The following is an 18,025-nucleotide window of genomic DNA, read 5'->3' as shown; positions in this document are numbered from 1 at the left end:
AGGGTTCATGGGCGGTGTTGGTGCGGTCGGCATTGGCTAATTTCTTCAGAAGCCCAAAGGCATCGTCGTTCGGTCCGGAAGGCTGACTGGAAGCGAGGCTGAGGCAACACGCCTGACTGCACATTGGCTAATGGGCCGTGGTTCCTTGACCCGTATTTTTTGGCATTCGACGGGTCTCCTTGCTGTGGCATCACGATGCAAGATGTGGATGGCTATCGCTCTTGGTTTCGCAAATCTGCGCGTGTATCGTTGGCTATCGTTGTATATCGCTCACGGTTGTCCAGAGGAGAGCATGATGCGCAGTTCTTACCCGGCAGGCGGATTTCGCGGCAACAATGTCGACGGCATGTGGCAGGCCGTAGAGGAGTTGCGTTCGAGGTTCGAGAAGCGCTCGGGATCCCGGGCGGGGCGCGGCGAGGTGCGCTCGGCTGTGCTGGCACTGCTCGCCGAGCGGCCGATGCACGGCTATCAGATCATTCGTGAAATTGAGGAGCGCAGCGGCGGGACCTGGAAGCCCAGCGCTGGCTCCGTCTATCCAACCCTCCAACTGCTGGCCGACGAGGGCATTATCCGTGCTGAGGAATCCAACGGCCGCAAGATCTATTCCCTGACGGAGGCGGGCCGCGAGGAGGTAGCGGGTGCCGGCATGTCAGCGCCCTGGGAGTCGGGTCCAGCATCGGGCTCGGGGTTCGCGGCGCTGCCCAAGGCGGGCGTCGAGCTCGCACAAGCCGCCTCCCAGGTGGGACGCACCGGGACGCCGAAGCAGGTGCAGGAAGCCGTGGCGGTGCTCGATGACGCGCGCCGCCGGTTGTACGCGATCCTCGCCCAGGGCTGACGGGGGTGACGTCGGTTCGCCGGGACCGGGCAGCCACGGTCCCCGGCGCCGGGAACCACCGGGCCCGTTACCGCCGCATCCTACGTTTCGCCGCGTGGCATCTCGCGGTGACCTGGTGGTTTGAGCTGCTCCTCCCCCGCATCGGGCTGGTGAGGATTGCCGAGCGCACCAGGGCGAAGAGGATGCGGCGCTTCGCGCAGCGCTTCCATGCGCTGGCGGTGGACCTCGGCGGCCTCATGATCAAAGTCGGACAGTTCCTGTCCTCCCGGCTCGACGTGCTGCCGCCCGAGATCACCAAGGAACTCGAGGGGCTGCAGGACGAGGTGCCTCCGGTTTCGTTCTCCGCGATCCGAGCCCTCGCCGAAGCTGAGCTGGGCGCGCCGCTGGAGCGGTTGTTCGCCTCGATCGAGGAGACACCGATCGCGGCAGCGTCGCTCGGGCAGGCGCACCGGGCCAGGCTTCGCCCGGACGACGCCGCCGACACCGGTCTCGACCGTGTGGTTCTGAAAGTACAGCGGCCGGGCATCAACGACATTGTCGACGTCGACCTGGCGGCACTGCGCAAAGTGGGCGGCTGGCTCAGCCACGTACGCCTGGTGTCAGATCGTGCTGACATGCCCGCCCTGGTCGAGGAGTTTGCGCAGACCAGCCTTGAGGAAATCGACTACCTGAATGAGGGGGCGAACGCGGAGCGGTTCGGGGTCGATTTTGCCGATGACGCCCGGGTGGAGGTGCCCGGCGTCGTCTGGGAGCGAAGCACCCGCCGCGTGCTCACCCTCGAAGACGTGACAGCGATCAAAATCACGGACTCGGTGGCGCTGCTGGCTGCCGGTATCGATCCGGCGCAGGTCGCCCCGGTTTTTGCCTCCGTCATGTTCGACCAGATGTTCACCACCGGGTTTTTCCACGCCGATCCGCACCCGGGCAACATTTTTGTCACGCCGGCTACGGATCCATCCGCAGCGCACCCCTGGAAGCTGACCTTCATCGACTTCGGCATGATGGGCGAGATCCCGCCGAGCACACGCAGCGGTCTGCGGAAGCTGCTCATCGCGGCCGCTTCGCGTGACGGCAAGGGTCTGGTGGCCGCCATCCGGAACGTCGGTGTGCTGGTGCCTTCGGCGGACACTGTGGAGCTTGAGCGGGCAATGACGCACCTCTTCGCCCGATTTGGCGGGATGGGCTTCGCCGAGCTTCGCGAGGTCGACCCCAGGGAGTTCCGGGAGTTCGCGGTGGAGTTCGGTGACACTGTCCGGTCCTTGCCTTTCCAATTCCCGGAGAACTTCCTGCTCATCATCCGGGCCATGTCACTGACGTCGGGTGTGTGCAGCTCGCTGGACGCCCGGTTCAATCTGTGGGATTCGGTCGAACCCTATGCGGCGCAGCTGCTGCGCGACGAGCGCGGCAACATCGTGCAGGACGTTGCCCAGCAGGCGCTCGATGCCGCCGGGATGGCGCTGGGTCTGCCGAAACGTATGGATGGGCTGCTAACCCGATTCGAGGACGGTTCACTGTCGGTGGCAAATCCGCGCCTCGAGCGGCAGCTGGGACGGCTTGACCGCACGGCGCAGCGATCAGCATCGGCGCTGATCTTCGGCGCCCTGCTGGTTTCCGGCTCCGTGGTCCGCGCGGATGACATGGTGCTCGGCAATGTCCTGATGATCGCGTCAGTGCTTCCGCTGCTGCATGGGCTGTGGGTGGGGCGCAGCGGCCGCTGATCGAGCCGGTGACGGGGTTTTGCCGCACCCGGACACCATCGGGTTCCGCTGCCGGGGCGATATCATCAAGCCGTGAAGGAAGGCCAGCCTTTTCGTCCTGCGAACCCCACCGAAACCCGCGGCCCCGTCCCCAAAGGGCCCAACTCCACTTCCTGGAAGTCCTCGATCCTGAACTGGAGCGGCGCTCTCGCGGCGGCCGCCCTGATAGTGGTCCCGCTCTGGATGCTGCTCAGCAACCCGGCCGTCCTCGGCGGCCACCCCGCCCTGCCCGCTCTCCTGGTGGCCGCCGTCGCACTGGGGATTCTGTGGGCGCTGATTCTGGTCAGACGCTGGTTCTTCGGCGGCAAACAGCAGCGTAGCGGTGACATTTCCACCTGGCAGTTGGTCCGCGGGATCGCAGGCCGGCTCACGGTCCTCGGTTTCGTGGCGGCGCTGATGTGGCTCAGCCCGTTCCCCCACCAACCCGACCGGGAGAAGACGGCCCCGGCCAATGGGCCCACCGCGACCGCGCCAGCCGGGTCAAAGGCTGCAGAAGACGCCACTTCGATCACCCTTGCCCCGGCGGGCCAAGCCACCACGGGTCTCGTCTTCTACCCCGGTGCCAGGGTCGACGCGCACGCCTATCAGGACCTGCTGCAGCCGCTCGCGGACGCGGGTCATCTAGTCGTCATCCTGAAGCCACCCCTTGGCGTCTCCCTGCTGGACACCAACCAGGCCCGCGCAGCCATGGACCGGCATCCCGAAATCGCTTCCTGGGCCGTCGGTGGTCATTCGTTGGGCGGCGTGAGCGCATCATCGTTCGCGGCGGCGAATCACGACGTCTCCGGGCTGCTGCTCTTTGCTTCGTACCCCGCAGAGAACATGGCGGACGCGCAGGGCCTCTCGGTGCTCTCCATCTCCGGCACAAACGATGGCCTGAGCACCCCGGACAAGATCGCGGCGTCGAGGCCCCTGCTCCCGCCAACCACCACCTACGCAACGGTTGTGGGCGGCGTGCACGCGTTCTTCGGTGACTACGGTGGGCAGCCCGGGGACGGCGAGCCGGGCATCAGCCGCAACGAGGCGCAGCAGCAGATAGTTGCCGAGTCGCTCCGCTTCATGGACCGGCTCAAGGCTTCCGGCTAGGAAGCGAGCATCCCCAGCTCCACCGCTACGCACCGCCAACCGCTACCGGCCCGCGGCGTACCCCTGCGCACCGCGCGGATTTGCGGCAGCCTGCAGGACCCCGGTCTCAGGATCCCGCACGACGGCGGACAACCGCCCCAGCGCCCAGTCACCAGCCCGGCTGACCACATGCCCGCGGCGTTCCAGCCCCGCGATGACGTCCTCACCGAGCCGGTTCTCGACGACGGCGCCGCCGGGCTCCCAGGTGCGCGGCCAGAAGGACCCGGGCATCGACGTCGTATGGAACGTCGGTGCGTCGATGGCCTGCTGCGGCGAATACCCGCCCACGATGGTCCGCAGCAGGTACGGCAGCTGCCACTGGTCCTGCTGGTCGCCGCCGGGCGACCCCAGCGCGGTCACTGCGTGGCCGTCCCGCAGCACGAGCGTGGGCGTCAAGGTGGTACGCGGGCGTTTGCCGGGCGTCAGCGTGGACGGCGTCCCGGGCTCCAGCCAGGTCATCTGCAGCCGGGTGCCCAGGCAGAAGCCCAACTCCGGGATCGCCGGGGACGACTGCAGCCAGCCGCCGGACGGAGTGGCGGAGACCATATTGCCCCAGCGGTCCACGACGTCGATATGGCAGGTATCGCCGCGGGTCTCCCCCGCGGATGTCACGGTGGGCTCGCCGACGCCGAGTCCGGCCGCGGCGGCATGGCCCGCGAGCGCCCGCGGCGTGTAACTGGTGCGCAGTGGTGGCCTGTACGGCTCCCGCCCGGGCACGGTGCCAGGCCGGAAGTCGTGGGACGCCCGCTCCGTGATCAAGGCACGGCGGCCGGCGCAGTAGTCCTCCGAGAGCAGGTAATCGAGCGGCACGTCCGTGTCGCCGTAGTATGCCTCCCGGTCCGCGAGCGCGAGCTTCTGCGCCTCCAGGACGGTGTGCGCCCCCAGCTCGGTGGACGGATCAAGGAACCGGTCCTCGAAACCGGACAGGATGGCCAGGGTCTGCAGCAGCGCCGGCCCCTGGCCCCACGGCCCGGTCTTGGCAATCGTGTGGCCCCGGAACTCCACAGTGGCGGCCGCCTCATACCCGGCTTCGAATCCCGCGAGATCGTCCAAGGCGAGCACTCCGCGGTGATCCGTGCCCGAGGAATGCCGGTGCGGGGACTGAACCGACTCCACCATGGCGCGGGCCACGAACCCCTCCCGCCACTCGCGGCGGGCCGCATCAATTCCCGCCTCGCGGGTGAATTCCCTGACTCCGGCCTGCACGAGCCGTTCCAGGGTGCGGGCATAGGCCGGGTTCCACACCAGCTCGCCCTCAACCGGGACTCGGCCGCCCGGTATCCACAGCTCAGCCGACGTGGGCCAGTGCGCCTCGAACAGCGCGGACACGGCCGCGATGGTGGTTCCGACCCGGCCGAGCACCGGGTGGCCGTCCCGCGCGTAGCCGATCGCGAAGTCCAGGACCGCGTCCAGCTCCCACGTCCCGTGGTCACGCAGCAGCAGGAGCCAGGCGTCGACGGCGGCAGGCACCGCGGCGGCCAGGGCACCCGATCCCGGAACGAGGTCCAGGCCTTCGGCCACATAGTGCTCCACCGTGGCCCCGGCCGGCGCCGGGCCCTGCCCCATCAGGACTATGGGCTGCTCCGGCCGGTCCGCGGTGACGAAGATCCCGGTCATGTCTCCGCCGGGCCCGTTGAGGTGCGGCTCCACCACATGGAGCACGAACGCTCCCGCCACCGCGGCGTCGAAGGCGTTCCCACCGCGCTCCAACACGGACTGGGCCGCCGCCGTCGCAAGCCAATGCGTGGACGCGCTCATCCCAAACGTGCCCTGCAGCGTGGGGCGGGTGGTGAACGCCTCCGGGCGTGTGAACGGTGCGCTCACGGCGCGCGGACTATCACCGAAGACTTCTGTCACCACCGTGTCAGCCAAACAGGGCCGCCACGCGGGTGAGGGTCTCATAGACGCCATACGCGAGCGGCACGCCGACAAGCGCCCAGGCGATGACCAACCTCCCGGTGGACGGTGTGACGGAACTCTGTGCACTGCTCATTTCAGCCCTCCAAGGCAGGTTCTTCGGACCGGACGCGGCCAGGACGTGGTTCGTGGAATCGTGCGTCCACCGGCGTGACCAAGAGGTTCGCCACGAAACCGATCACCAGCAGCCCCACCATGGTCAGCAAGGCGGGCTGGTAGGACGCGGCGTTGAGCGCGCCGGGCTTGCCCTGCGCGTCCAGGAAAGCGTTGACGATCAGCGGCCCGGCGATACCCGCCGCGGACCAGGCCGTCAGGAGCCGGCCGTGGATGGCTCCGACCTGGAACGTGCCGAAGAGGTCGCGCAGGTAGGCGGGGGCCGTCGCGAACCCACCACCGTAGAAGGAGATGATGACGAACGCGAGGGCCACGTAGAGGACGGTGGACGTAGAGCCGGCCAGCGCCAGCACGGTGTAGAGCACGGCGCCGACGCCGAGGTAGACCATGTAGATGCGCTTGCGGCCGGTGACATCGGAGGTGGCGGACCAGGCAAAGCGGCCGGACATGTTGCCGATCGAGAGCAGCCCCACGAAGCCGGCGGCCACTGCGGCGCTGGCCACGGACGTGCCGTCGGGCTGGCGGAAGAAGTCCTGGATCATCGGAGCGGCCTGCTCAAGGATGCCGATCCCTGCCGTGACATTGCAGAACAGGGCGATCCAGACGAGCCAGAACTGCCTGGTCTTGACCGCGTTCCTGGCGGAGACGTTGTCCGTGGTGACCAGCGAGGCGGCCTTGACCTTTGCGGGGTCGAAACCTGCCGGTTTCCATCCCTCGGACGGGACCTTGATGGTGAACGCGCCGAACATCATGTAGGCCAGATAGACGACGGCGAGGGTCAGGAAGAGCTTGCCCACCGACTCACCGCTGGCCACCCAGCCCTTGGCCCCGGAGTTGGGATCATACATTTTCAGCAGGGCCGTGGAGACCGGGCTGGCGATCAGGGCGCCGCCGCCGAACCCCATGATCGCCATGCCCGTGGCCAGTCCGGGCCGGTCCGGGAACCATTTGATCAGGGTGGAGACCGGGGAGATGTAACCGATCCCCAGTCCGATGCCGCCGACGACGCCGTAGCCGAGGTAGACGAGCCAGAGCTGGTGGCTGAAGATGCCCAGGGAGCCGATCAGGAAGCCGCTCGCCCAGAACGCGGCGGAGGTGAACATCGCCTTGCGGGGCCCGTTCCTGTCCACCCAGGTGCCCATGATGGCGGCCGAGAGGCCTAGCATCACGATCGCAACGGAGAAGATCACGCCGATCTCGGTCAGGCTCGCGCCGAAGTGCTTCACCAGCGCGGTCTTGTAAACGCTCGTCGCGTAGGCCTGGCCGATGCACAGGTGCACCGCGAGGGCTGCCGGGGGGACGAGCCACCGGTTAAATCCCGGCGGGGCGATGGTTCGTTCGCGGTCCAGCCAACCCATAAGTACTCCCCCTGCTCGTCAACGACATCGGTGTCCAGCACATTGCGGAAACGGCCCTCTGCCAGGGCCTCTGACCGAGCTTCCGGTAGAGGGCCGTTGCCTCCGGCAATCATGGTGCAGATCGTCAGCAAACGTACTAGTTATGCGCCAAGCGGTAGGGAATCCGCGACGAACGGTGGTGCGGCAGCCGCACCGGGCGCTACTTGCCCAGGCCGGCCTTCCGGAGCGCCTCGGCCATCGCGGTGTTGACCGGCGACGGCGTGGGGGCCGGCTTCTGCGGTTGCCTGCCCGGCGTCCGCCGGTCGGTTGCCGGTTTCCCGGACGGCTGCCTTCCGGACGGCTGGGTCGACGGCTGGGTCGACGGCGCTTGCGACGCCGGCTGCGACGTCGCCTGCCGCGGACGTTCCGGCCGCGAGTCCGCACGGCCGCCGGAGGCCGGTTCGTCGTCGAGCCTGAGGGTGAGCGAGATGCGCTTCCGCTCCGGATCCGCCTCCAGCACCTTGACCCGGACCACCTGCCCGGACTTCACCACCTCACGGGGATCAGAGACAAAGCGGTTGGCCAGGGCCGACACGTGCACGAGCCCGTCCTGGTGCACCCCGACGTCGACGAACGCGCCGAACGCGGCCACGTTGGTCACCGTTCCCTCCAGCACCATGCCGGGCCTGAGGTCCGAGATCTTCTCGATGCCTTCAGAAAACGCTGCCGCCGCGAAGGCCGGACGCGGGTCACGGCCGGGCTTCTCGAGCTCGGCGATGATGTCCTGCACGGTGGGCAGGCCGAAGGAGCCGTCCACGAAGTCCTGCGGGTTCAGCGCCGCAAAGCTTCCCGCAGCGGGCGCTTTACCGGCGGCCGCCTTGATTTTCCGGGCCACGGGGTAGGCCTCCGGGTGCACGCTGGAAGCGTCCAGCGGCTCCGCTCCCCCGGTGATCCGCAGGAAGCCGGCGCACTGCTCAAACGCCTTGGCGCCCAGCCGCGGGACCTTCTTCAGCTCGCTGCGCTTGGCGAAGGGCCCGTGCTCGTTCCGGTACGCCACAATGTTCTCGCTCAGCAGCGGCCCGACCCCTGCCACCCGGCTCAACAGTGCGGGCGAGGCGGTGTTGACGTCCACGCCCACCGCGTTCACGCAGTCCTCGACCACCGCGTCCAGGCTGCGGTCCAGCTTCGCGGCCGTGACGTCGTGCTGGTACTGCCCGACGCCGATCGACTTCGGCTCAATCTTCACCAGCTCCGCGAGCGGGTCCTGCAGCCGCCGGGCGATCGAGACGGCGCCGCGCAGGGACACATCCATGCCGGGCAGCTCAGCCGCGGCAAGCGCCGACGCCGAATACACCGATGCCCCGGCCTCGGACACCACAATTTTCTGCGGCTTGTTTTCTGCCCCGGAGGAGAGCTGCTTGAGCAGTTCGGCGGCGAGCTTGTCCGTCTCCCTCGACGCGGTGCCGTTGCCGATCGCGACGAGTTCGACCCCGTGCTTCGTGGCGAGGCCCACGAGGGTCCGCAGCGCCTCGACCCATTTCCGGGCCGGGGCGTGCGGGTAGACGGTGTCCGTTGCGACCACCTTGCCGGTTCCATCCACCACGGCGACCTTGACGCCGGTGCGCAGTCCCGGGTCCAGGCCCAGGGTGGCACGGTTCCCGGCCGGCGCGGCGAGCAGCACATCGCGCAGGTTCGCGGCGAACACACGCACGGCCTCGTCCTCGGCGGCGGCGAACATCCGGCTGCGCAGGTCTGCCGTTAGCCGCGCCAGGACGCGCGAGCGCCAGGCCAGCTGCGCGGTCTGCAGCAGCCAGGCATCGGCGGCCCGGCCGCGGTCGGCGACCCCGAGGAACCTGGCCACGGCGGCCTCGTACCGGCCGCGCGCGGCGGTCAGGGCGGCGTCGTCGTTCGGATCCGCCTCGGCGAGATCCAGCTCCAGCGCGCCGTCCTTTTCTCCGCGCAGCAGCGCCAGCACACGGTGCGAGGGCATGCCGGCCGGCTGCTGGGAAAACTCGAAGTAGTCCTTGAACTTCTGGCCTTCGGCTTCCTTGCCTTTCTTCACCCGGGACACCATCCGGCCCTGGGTCCATAGCCGTTCCCGGAGCGTGGCGGCCAGGTCGGCGTCCTGCGCAACGCGTTCCACCAGGATGGAGCGGGCACCGGCGAGCGCCGCGGCGGGGTCCCCGATCGAGTGTTCGGCGTTGAGGTACTTGGCCGCCTCGCGCTCCGGGTCCAGTTCGGGGCGCTTGAGCAGGGCGTCGGCGAGCGGCTCCAGTCCGGCTTCGCGGGCGATCTGCGCCTTGGTGCGCCGCTTGGTTTTGAACGGGAGGTAGATGTCCTCCAGCCGCGACTTCGTGTCCGCGTCGACGACGGCGGCCTGCAGTTCCGGGGTCAGCGCGCCTTGGGCGGCAATCGCCTCGAGGATACTCCGGCGGCGGTCCTCGAGCTCGCGCAGGTAGCGCAGCCGCTCCTCCAGCTCGCGGAGCTGGGTATCGTCCAGGGTGCCGGTAGCTTCCTTCCGGTAGCGGGCGATGAAGGGCACAGTGGACCCGGCATCGAGCAGATCCACGGCGGCCTTGACCTGCCACGGCAGGACGCCGAGCTCGCCGGCGATCTGGGCGGCGATGCCGGACTCCTGGGAATGCGGCATGCCGGTCTGTGCTGAGCCGGCCTTCGCGGACGGGCCGGAGGCGGGCGAGGCGGGGTTGACGGGTCGCTGCGGGTGTTGGGTCACCAAACCATTTTGCCCTACCCCGGTCAGCGGCCGGGCTCGCCTGAAGACGGAAGGGGCTCCTGCACGTCCTGAACAACCTCGTTGCGGCGCAGGAACCACGGCTTGAACGGCGGATCAAAACGGGCGAATCGTGGCGGCCCAACACCCTTCAGCCCGGCCAGCCTGAGTGCCTCTTGGAGGCCTTCGTTTCGCCGTAGAAAGGCCGCCTCCGACCCGCTGCCCGAGAACCGAAGAGCGGCTGCCAAAGAACCCGGCAGGGTCCGGACTCTGACGTCGGGGTTGGCCGGGACCGGCGCCGTCTCCGCCGTCACCCCGGCGGGGAGCACGAAGGCGACGATGAAATCAGCGGGCTCTGCGCTTCCCGGGAGCGGTCCGCTTTGCAGTACCGGAGCGGTCATCGCCAGCTTTTGCGACGACCCAGGTTCCTGGATCACCGGGGCCGTCATCGCCAGCTTCCGTTGCGCTGTGTTGCTGCCGCTGATGTAGTTGAACAGGTGCCGGAAGGCGGCATTGCCGGCGCGGTCGAAGGTCGCTTTGACCTCTATTTCCGCCACAGCGTACGCGGGATAGCGGCGCAGCTCGAAGTGCGCGTAGCGCTGGACCAGCTCATACGGTTGTTGTTCCGTCATAATCCTCAGACCCTACGCCGGTCCTACGACAGGAACCAGAGGCCCTTGCCTGGTTCCTGTCCCATGTTTAACTGTCAGAGGGCTTTGATAGCTTGAATAGCGGAGGGCACCAACAACGGGGCACCAACAACGGGGGCACAGTGTTTTTTCTTGAACCTGAGGTACCGGGCTCATTACCGGAGCTGATCTACTCCGCGAGCGACCTCGTGGTGGCAGCGAGTTGCGAGTATCAGCTGCTGCGGAAACTCGACGAGAAGCTGGGCCGGTCCCCCCGAGCTACGTTCGAAGACGACGAGATGCTCAAGCATGCAGCGGTGTTGGGTGACCTCCACGAGCGCAAGGTCCTCGGCGGTTTCGTTGCGGAGTTTGGCGACTGGGATCCGGCCACCGGGCACGGCGTGTACGACGTCGTCCCGGCCGAGGCCATGGACCGCGCCACGCTGGCGGTCAAGCACGCCGAGTCCATTGGGGCGCTGCGCGCGGGAGCCGACGTCGTCTTCCAGGCCGCCTTCTTCGACGGCCAGTTCCACGGCCGCTCCGACTTCCTCGTGCGGCAGTCCGACGGCAGCTACGCCGTGTTCGACACCAAGCTCGCCCGCCACGCAAAGGTGACGGCCCTGCTCCAGCTGGCCGCCTACGGCGACCAGCTGCTGAAGGCCGGGATCCCGGTGGACCCGGCAGTGACCCTCGTCCTTGGCTCGACAGTGCAGCTGCCCGGCGGCGGATTCGACTACGTGCGAAGCCACCACAAACTCTCCGAAATCCTGCCGGTTTTCCGAGAGCGCCGCGAGCGTTTCCTCGCGCTGACCGCCGCGCACATCGCACAGCCGGGACCAGTGGAGTGGGGCGCGCCCGGGCTGACCGCCTGTGGCCGCTGCGATTACTGCCAGGAGCAAGTCAAAGCCACCGACGATCTCCTCCTCGTGGCCCGGATGAACTCCGTGCAGCGTAAGAACCTCCACGAACGTGGGATTCGTTCAGTCACTGGACTGGCGCAAGCGACCCTCACCAAGCCCACACCTACGCTCCTGCGCCTGCAGGAACAGGCGCGGATGCAGAGCGGCGTTGGCCCTGCCGACGGAGAAGTCTGCTACCGCAAGGACGGCGAAGAGCACACCATCCGCTACGGCGTCCTGCCCGGGAACACCCTGGCCGAGCTGCCCCCACCGAGCCGGGGCGATATTTTCTTCGACTTCGAAGGCGATCCGCTGTGGCAGGACCGCGCCACGGGAGTGTGGGGGCTCGAGTACCTGTTCGGCGTGATCGAGGCGCCCACCGAGCCCGGGACTCCGGGGATTTTCCGGCCATTCTGGGCCCACAGCCGGGAGGCGGAGAAGCAGGCGTTCCTCGATTTCCTTGACTATGTCGAGAAACGCCGGCGGGACCACCCGGACATGCACGTCTACCACTACGCACCGTATGAAAAAACGGCGCTTCGAAAACTCTCGGTGATGCACGTTGCCGGGGAGGACATCGTGGACGAGTGGCTCCGCGAAGGCCTGCTGGTGGACCTGTACCAAACGGTCCGGAACAGCATCAGGATCTCCGAAAACTCTTACAGCATCAAGAAGCTCGAACCGCTCTACATGGGGGCGAACCTTCGAACTGGCGAAGTGAAGGACGCCGGCGCCTCCGTGATTGCCTATGCACGGTTCTGCGACGCGAGGGACAATGAGCGGCCCGACGAAGCGGCCACAATCCTCGCCGGGATCTCCGACTACAACGAATACGACTGCCTCTCCACGCTGGAGCTCCGGAACTGGCTGCTCGGGCTGGCCAAGGAACGCCGGCTGGAGCCACACGGCGCGGAGCCGGGCGCGGCGTCCCGCTCGGAGGACGGCCCCGACGACGGCTCGGCACGGGCCGATGCGGCGCTTGCCCCGGCTGAGCTGGCACTGATGGAATTTGCTGAGCCGGGCAGCGGCTTGTCCGAGGACGACCGTAAGGCCGTGGCCATGCTGGCCGCGGCCGTGAGCTATCACCGCCGGGAGCGCAAGTCGTTCTGGTGGGCGCACTTCGATCGGTGTGAGCACGGTCCGGACACGCACGAACGGGACCGGAACGTTTTCCTCGTCGAATCCGCGGAAATCCTCGACGACTGGCAACAGACGGGGACCAAACTTCCGGAACGGCGGGTCAAGCTGTCCGGCTCCGTGAGTCCAGGGTCGGACCTCCGCGAGGGCAGCAAGTGGTTCCGCATGTACGAACTGCCTCTTCCCGCCGGGCTGGAAGGTACCGGCAAGAACGGAACCGGACGGAGCGGATGGTTCGGCACGGAGGTCCTGGAGTTGGGCCATGAGGACGGCAAGGACACCGTCATCATCCGGGACCGGCTGCACCGGAAGATACAGCCCTACAATGACCTCCCCATCGCGCTGACGGAAGACCAACCCCTCGCCACCAAGAGCCTCGAGCAAGCACTGGCAGCCCTCGCTGACACGGTGGTCGCCGGCCTGGGGTCCGGCTCCCTCCCCCGCCATCCTGCGCTTGACCTCGTCCGGCGTCAGCCACCGAGGCTGGCCGCCGGAGCTTCACTGCCGCAGCCTGGCGCCGGACCGGACCGCTTCATTGAAGCCATCACGGCGGCCGTGCTGGCCCTTGACCACTCCTACCTGGCAGTGCAGGGTCCGCCCGGAACGGGCAAGACCCATGTGGGGTCCCACGTCATCGCCCGGCTCGTGGCCCGCGGCTGGAAAGTCGGCGTCGTCGGCCAGTCGCACGCGGTGGTGGAGAACCTGCTGAAGACCGCTGTCACGAAGGCTGGGGTCGACCCGGCGCTGGTGGCCAAAGACGTGAAGCACAACAACGCCCTGCCGTGGGCCCGGCGCACCGGCAAGGACGTTGCGGAGCTGCTGGGTGCGCCTGGAGGCGCCCTCGTCGGTGGCACGGCGTGGACCATGACAGGCGCCACCGTCCCGGCCGGCTCCCTGGACCTCCTGGTGATCGACGAGGCCGGCCAGTTCTCGCTGGCCAACACCCTTGCCGTGGCGCAGGCCAGCAGCCGACTGCTCTTGCTCGGCGACCCGCAGCAGCTGCCGCAGGTCAGCCAGGGCAGGCACCCGGAGCCGGTCGACGAGTCGGCCCTGGGCTGGATTTCCGCAGGCCACGCCACGCTGCCGCCCGAGCTTGGCTACTTCCTGGCCGACTCGTGGCGGATGACCTCCGAGCTGTGCCTGGCCGTCTCGGAGTTGTCCTACGAGGGCCGGTTGCGTTCCGCCCCATCCGCGGATCTGCGCCGTCTGGAGGGTGTGCCCGCGGGGATTGAGACGGTGATGGTGCCACACAGCGGGAACACGACGTCGTCGGCCGAGGAGGCTGCCGAGGTCGTCGGGCAGGTGCGCCGCCATCTGGGCCTTTCCTGGCACACCGCAGACGGAGCCCGGCCATTGGAAGCGTCCGACATTCTGGTGGTGGCCGCCTACAACGCCCAGGTCAATGTCATCCGCGATTCCTTGGACGCCGCGAATCTCGCCGGCGTGCGGGTGGGGACCGTGGATAAGTTCCAGGGCCAGGAGGCCGCGGTCGTGATTGTGTCCATGGCATGTTCTGCGGTGGCCGAGGCTCCGCGGGGCATGGAATTCCTGCTCTCGCGGAACCGGATCAATGTGGCGGTGTCCCGCGGCCAATGGCGTGCCGTGATCGTCCGCGCGCCCGAACTGACCAACTACCTCCCCACGCATCCGGAGGGCATGGAACAGCTGGGCGGCTTCATCGGCCTGTGCCAGAGGTCGGTCAGCGCGTAGCTGTCCTAGCCCAGAAGCGGGACATGCTCATTCTTCGCTTGCCCGCACCCTCCGACGAGGGACATGCCCATTCTTCGCCTCGACCAACGGACATCTAGGCATCATGCCCGTCGCACGCGGTCAGAGCCGGACATGTCCACTCTTCGCCAAGCCACTCCACGGGACATGCCCATTCTTCCCCTCGACCAACGGACATCTAGGCATCATGCCCGTCGCACGCGGTCAGAGCCGGACATGTCCACTCTTCGCCAGCCACCCCACGGGACATGCCCATTCTTCGCCAGCCACCCCAGGGGACATGCCCATTCTTCGCCAGCCATCCCAGGGGACATGCTCATTCTTCCCCTCCACCAAGGGACATCTAGGCATCATACCCGTCGCCCGCGGTCAGGCCCGGACATGTCCACTCTTCGCCACCCACCCCACGGAACATGCCCATTCCCCGGCGGCCACCCCTAGGGGACATGCTCATTCTTGGCCTCGACCAAGGGAGATCTAGGCATCATGCCCGTCGCCCGCGGTCAGGGCTGGACATGTCCCACGGTGGCGGGGTCGGTCGCGAGGAGGCCTTCGGCCAGCACGAGCGCCTCATCGAGCACCGTGCCGAAATTCACCGGGTCGTGTGCAAACCGGCCCAGGAACAGGCCCGAGAGACCCTCAAGCGTGGGCAGCAGACCCGGTTTGGCCGATCCGCCGTAAATGACCGGCAACCCTGGCACGCCGGCGGCGGTGAGCTGGTCCCGGAGCCGGCTGACGACGTCGGACACGTAGGCGGCGGCGGCCGGCTCGGTCGCGCCGATGGCCCAGACCGGTTCGTACGCCACCACCAGGCGGCCGGCGAGGTCCCAGTCGCCGTCGACGGCCGACTCGATCTGGCGGAACACAAAGTCCGCCGCAGCCGCCGGCTGCCCGCCGTCGCGCTCCCCCACGCACAGCAGCGCGGCGAGCCCGGCGTCGTCCGCGGCCCGGACCTTGCGGGTGATCATGGCGTCGTCCTCGTTGAAGTGCCGCCGGCGTTCGGCATGGCCGACCTCCACGAGCCGGACGCCGAGTTCCGCGAGCATGGACGGGGCCACTTCCCCGGTCCAGGGCCCATCCGCCCAGCCGCAGTTCTGCGCACCAAGGAGCAGCGGCGAACCCGCCAGGAGCCGGGCCGCCGCGGGCAGGACGGGGAAGGACGGGATGACAAACGGGACAACCCGCCCGGCCGCGAGGGCCGGGCGGGTGTCCACTTCGTGCTGCAGCCGCTCGAGCCAGTCCAGGCTGTCCCGGTAGCCGAGGTACATCTTGGTGCTGACCCCCACCAGGATGCGGGTGTTGGAGGTCTGGCTGCCGGGGCTCTGCTGCATGTGTTGGTGCTTTCTGCTGGATCCAGTGGATGGGGGCTGGACGTCGCGCTGGAAGTGAGGCCGGGGGCCTTTACTGCTCCAGCAGCTCGTCGGCCTTGTTCTTGAAGCGGCGGGTCGCGAACATCATGGCCGCTGCCAGGAACGGGAGCACGCCGAGGGCGTAGACGCCCATTGTCCCGGTGTCCGAGGCGGTGATCTGGTTGACCGAGGTGCGCAGGATCGGCGCGACGAAGCCGCCGAGGTTACCGAGCGAGTTGATCAGGCCGATCCCCGCGGCCGCGGCGGTTCCGGTGAGGAACGCCGTCGGGTAGGACCACGCGATGGGGCCGATGGAGAGGAACGAGCACACGGCGAGGGTGATGAAGATGATGCCGAGCGCCGGAATGTGGTTGGCGCCGGCCCACGCAGAGCCGAAGATGCAGAGTCCGGTGGAGATGAATAGGCCGGTGCCCCAGACCCGGCGGCGGATCACCGTGTTCGCTGCCTTGCCGATGAAGTAGCAGGCGAAGATGCCGAAGAACCACGGGATGGCTGCCATCAGGCCGACGGCGATGCCCACCTTCTGGCCGGTCAGCTGGGCGACCTGCTGCGGCAGGTAGAAGGTGACGCCGTAGACGGCGATCTGCAGGCAGAAGTAGATGACGGTGAAGTACCAGACCTTGCCGTTCTTCATGGCGGCCAGGACGCCGTGCGGCCCGGACTCTTCCTTGACGGTGTCCTCGAGCGCCATGACCTCCAGGAGCGCGTTCTTCTCGTCCTTGTCCAGGAACTTGGCGTCCTGCGGGCTGTTGATCAGGAAGAAGTAGGCGGCGATGCCGGCAACGACGGCCAACATGCCTTCGACGAAGAACATGACCTGCCAGCCCTGGACGCCGGGGACCTGATCGCCGATGTTGATCAGCCAGCCGGAGAGCGGCGCGCCCAGCATCTGGGAGAACGGCTGGGCCAGGTAGAAGATGGCGAACATCTTGACGCGGACCTTGTTGGGGAACCATGCGGCCAGGAACATGATGACGCCGGGGAACAGCCCGGCCTCGGTGACGCCCAGCAGGAAGCGCAGGATGATGAAGGACGTCTCGCCCTGGACGAACGCGAAGCAGGCCGAGACGATGCCCCAAGTGATGGCGATCCGGGCCAGCCACACCTTGGCGCCGAATTTGGTCAGGAGCAGATTGCTCGGGATTTCGAACAGTGCGTAACCGATGAAGAAAATCCCGGCACCCAGGGCGAATGCGCCGGCACTAATGCCCTTGTCCACGCCCAGCGCCGCCTCGGAAAAGCCCACGTTGGTGCGGTCCAGGAAGGCCACCACGTACAGGATGACCAGCATGGGCATGAGCCGCCGGGAGGCCTTGGAGATGGCCGATTTAAGGACCGGTGTCTCCAGTAGGTCCCGAGTGGACGTTGTTGTTACGGTCATCAAAAAAACTCCTCGTCGAGCAATCAGTGGTGTAACTCAGTGGGGTGAATCAGTTGCGTGGAGAGCGCCGGATCGGGCCCAGCCACGCCGGATCCGGCCCGGCCAAGGCAGGCCAGGCCGGATCCGGCCGGAGAAAACTAGCGCGAAAAAACCATCATCAGAACGCCGGCCGCGCAGGCCAGGATCCCGACGGCGAGGTAGATCTTCCGTCCCTTGCTCCAGGCTGCGAATCCGGACGCGGGGGTTTGGCTGTGTTGGGCCACGAGGCTTCTTCCTTAGTGCATGTAGAGTCCGCCATCCACATTCAGCGTCTGGCCGGAGATATAGCCGGCGTCCTCGCTGATGAGGAAGGCGATGGCTGCTGCGATGTCCCGGGTGGAACCGACCCGGTTGACCACGAGGTCTTTGGTGAGTTCGTCCTTGCGTTCCTCGCTGAGGGTGCCGCCCATGATGTCGGTGTCGATGGGCCCGGGTGAGATGGCGTTGACCGTGATGTCGTATTCGCCCAGTTCACGGGCCGTGGCCCGGGTCAGGCCGATCACGCCGGCTTTCGCCACGGAGTACGGCGTCTTGGAGAAGGTGCCGCCGCCACGCTGCGCGGAGACCGAGGAGATGTTCACGATGCGCCCGATCCTGTTCTTCACCATTGATTCTGCGACGCGGCGGGTGGCGTAGTGGACGCCGTTGAGGTTGATGTTCAGCACCCGGTCCCATTCGGCGGCGTCGAGTTCCAGGTAGGGCACCGGAGAGCTGACCCCGGCCACGTTGGCGAGCGCAACGATCTGCGGCAGTTCCGCCTCGATGGCGTCGATTGCCGCGCGGACCGAGCCTTCGTCGGAAACGTTGGCGCCGGCGCCGAAGGCCTTGACGCCGTGCTCGGCTGCCAGTTCCTTGGCCGCCGCCTTGCAGAGGGCGTCATCGAGGTCGATGATGCCTATGCTCCAGCCCTGTGCGGCCAGGTAGCTGGCGGTGGCGCGGCCGATGCCGCGCTCGGACACGGCGCCGGTGATGATGGCGGTGCGTTCTGTGGGGAAAGTGCTCATGGGAAGGCTCCTGAAGTGAAAG

At 67.5% G+C, this 18,025-nt stretch carries 13 protein-coding genes; 4 read left to right on the top strand and 9 right to left on the bottom strand.

Annotation, left to right across the window (positions count from 1 at the left end):
- The first annotated feature begins 295 nt into the window (after positions 1–295).
- The 3 genes from AC1D0A_RS18885 (at position 296) to AC1D0A_RS18875 (ending at position 3,678) form a co-directional block, all read left to right on the top strand.
- Complete coding sequence (locus AC1D0A_RS18885) at positions 296–835, top strand: PadR family transcriptional regulator (RefSeq protein ID WP_243181635.1); 540 nt, start codon at positions 296–298, stop codon at positions 833–835.
- Between the two features lie 5 nt (positions 836–840).
- On the top strand, positions 841–2,553 hold the full coding sequence (locus AC1D0A_RS18880) for an ABC1 kinase family protein (protein WP_243181546.1): 1,713 nt from the start codon (positions 841–843) through the stop codon (positions 2,551–2,553).
- 72 nt (positions 2,554–2,625) lie between these two features.
- Positions 2,626–3,678, top strand: a complete 1,053-nt coding sequence (locus tag AC1D0A_RS18875) for an alpha/beta hydrolase (protein ID WP_243181547.1) — start codon at positions 2,626–2,628, stop codon at positions 3,676–3,678.
- A 42-nt stretch (positions 3,679–3,720) separates the two neighbouring features.
- Here the strand turns inward: AC1D0A_RS18875 and AC1D0A_RS18870 are convergent, their stop codons facing one another.
- The 5 genes from AC1D0A_RS18870 to AC1D0A_RS18850 form a co-directional block, all read right to left on the bottom strand.
- Positions 3,721–5,475, bottom strand: coding sequence for a gamma-glutamyltransferase family protein (locus AC1D0A_RS18870; protein ID WP_476946534.1), 1,755 nt, complete (start codon positions 5,473–5,475; stop codon positions 3,721–3,723).
- A 106-nt stretch (positions 5,476–5,581) separates the two neighbouring features.
- The gene (locus tag AC1D0A_RS18865; RefSeq protein WP_275450873.1) at positions 5,582–5,710 is read right to left on the bottom strand and encodes an MFS transporter small subunit; all 129 of its coding nucleotides are present in this window, start codon (positions 5,708–5,710) and stop codon (positions 5,582–5,584) included.
- A 1-nt stretch (position 5,711) separates the two neighbouring features.
- Positions 5,712–7,106 carry an OFA family MFS transporter gene (locus AC1D0A_RS18860; RefSeq protein ID WP_476946524.1) on the bottom strand — a complete coding sequence of 465 codons (1,395 nt, stop codon included), beginning with the start codon at positions 7,104–7,106 and terminating at the stop codon, positions 5,712–5,714.
- 199 nt (positions 7,107–7,305) lie between these two features.
- Positions 7,306–9,735, bottom strand: coding sequence for a Tex family protein (locus AC1D0A_RS18855; protein ID WP_476946533.1), 2,430 nt, complete (start codon positions 9,733–9,735; stop codon positions 7,306–7,308).
- Positions 9,736–9,842: 107 nt separating this feature from the next.
- Positions 9,843–10,448 carry an SOUL family heme-binding protein gene (locus AC1D0A_RS18850; protein ID WP_459383999.1) on the bottom strand — a complete coding sequence of 202 codons (606 nt, stop codon included), beginning with the start codon at positions 10,446–10,448 and terminating at the stop codon, positions 9,843–9,845.
- Between the two features lie 140 nt (positions 10,449–10,588).
- Here AC1D0A_RS18850 and AC1D0A_RS18845 point away from each other — a divergent pair, with 140 nt between their 5' ends.
- Positions 10,589–14,191 carry a TM0106 family RecB-like putative nuclease gene (locus AC1D0A_RS18845; RefSeq protein ID WP_476946523.1) on the top strand — a complete coding sequence of 1,201 codons (3,603 nt, stop codon included), beginning with the start codon at positions 10,589–10,591 and terminating at the stop codon, positions 14,189–14,191.
- Between the two features lie 521 nt (positions 14,192–14,712).
- On the opposite strand, the gene AC1D0A_RS18840 is transcribed toward AC1D0A_RS18845, so the two are convergent.
- The 4 genes from AC1D0A_RS18840 to AC1D0A_RS18825 all read right to left on the bottom strand — a co-directional run bounded on the left by AC1D0A_RS18840 (position 14,713) and on the right by AC1D0A_RS18825 (position 18,003).
- A complete protein-coding gene (locus AC1D0A_RS18840; RefSeq protein WP_476946522.1) occupies positions 14,713–15,540 on the bottom strand; it encodes a triose-phosphate isomerase family protein in 828 nt (275 codons plus the stop codon).
- Between the two features lie 70 nt (positions 15,541–15,610).
- Positions 15,611–16,960: an MFS transporter gene (locus AC1D0A_RS18835; protein WP_028275652.1), complete on the bottom strand. Its 1,350-nt coding sequence runs from the start codon at positions 16,958–16,960 to the stop codon at positions 15,611–15,613.
- Between the two features lie 137 nt (positions 16,961–17,097).
- Positions 17,098–17,223 (bottom strand): hypothetical protein, encoded by a 126-nt coding sequence (locus AC1D0A_RS18830; protein ID WP_476851398.1) that lies wholly within the window; start codon positions 17,221–17,223, stop codon positions 17,098–17,100.
- 12 nt (positions 17,224–17,235) lie between these two features.
- The gene (locus tag AC1D0A_RS18825; RefSeq protein WP_476943273.1) at positions 17,236–18,003 is read right to left on the bottom strand and encodes an SDR family NAD(P)-dependent oxidoreductase; all 768 of its coding nucleotides are present in this window, start codon (positions 18,001–18,003) and stop codon (positions 17,236–17,238) included.
- Positions 18,004–18,025 lie beyond the last annotated feature (22 nt).

It is taken from the genome of Arthrobacter sp. P1_D4 (genome assembly GCF_056406115.1).
The sequence above is the reverse complement of the archived record's forward strand: the minus strand, read 5'-3'. Positions and strand labels throughout refer to the sequence as shown.

What these genes read in the sequence shown, in the direction of transcription:
- AC1D0A_RS18850 (WP_459383999.1), bottom strand. Translation starts at nt 10,448, where the DNA reads ATGACGGAACAACAACCGTATGAGCTGGTCCAGCGCTACGCGCACTTC.
- AC1D0A_RS18870 (WP_476946534.1), bottom strand. Translation starts at nt 5,475, where the DNA reads ATGAGCGCGTCCACGCATTGGCTTGCGACGGCGGCGGCCCAGTCCGTG.
- AC1D0A_RS18835 (WP_028275652.1), bottom strand. Translation starts at nt 16,960, where the DNA reads ATGACCGTAACAACAACGTCCACTCGGGACCTACTGGAGACACCGGTC.
- AC1D0A_RS18860 (WP_476946524.1), bottom strand. Translation starts at nt 7,106, where the DNA reads ATGGGTTGGCTGGACCGCGAACGAACCATCGCCCCGCCGGGATTTAAC.
- AC1D0A_RS18865 (WP_275450873.1), bottom strand. Translation starts at nt 5,710, where the DNA reads ATGAGCAGTGCACAGAGTTCCGTCACACCGTCCACCGGGAGGTTGGTC.
- AC1D0A_RS18825 (WP_476943273.1), bottom strand. Translation starts at nt 18,003, where the DNA reads ATGAGCACTTTCCCCACAGAACGCACCGCCATCATCACCGGCGCCGTG.
- AC1D0A_RS18855 (WP_476946533.1), bottom strand. Translation starts at nt 9,735, where the DNA reads ATGCCGCATTCCCAGGAGTCCGGCATCGCCGCCCAGATCGCCGGCGAG.
- AC1D0A_RS18885 (WP_243181635.1), top strand. Translation starts at nt 296, where the DNA reads ATGCGCAGTTCTTACCCGGCAGGCGGATTTCGCGGCAACAATGTCGAC.
- AC1D0A_RS18840 (WP_476946522.1), bottom strand. Translation starts at nt 15,540, where the DNA reads ATGCAGCAGAGCCCCGGCAGCCAGACCTCCAACACCCGCATCCTGGTG.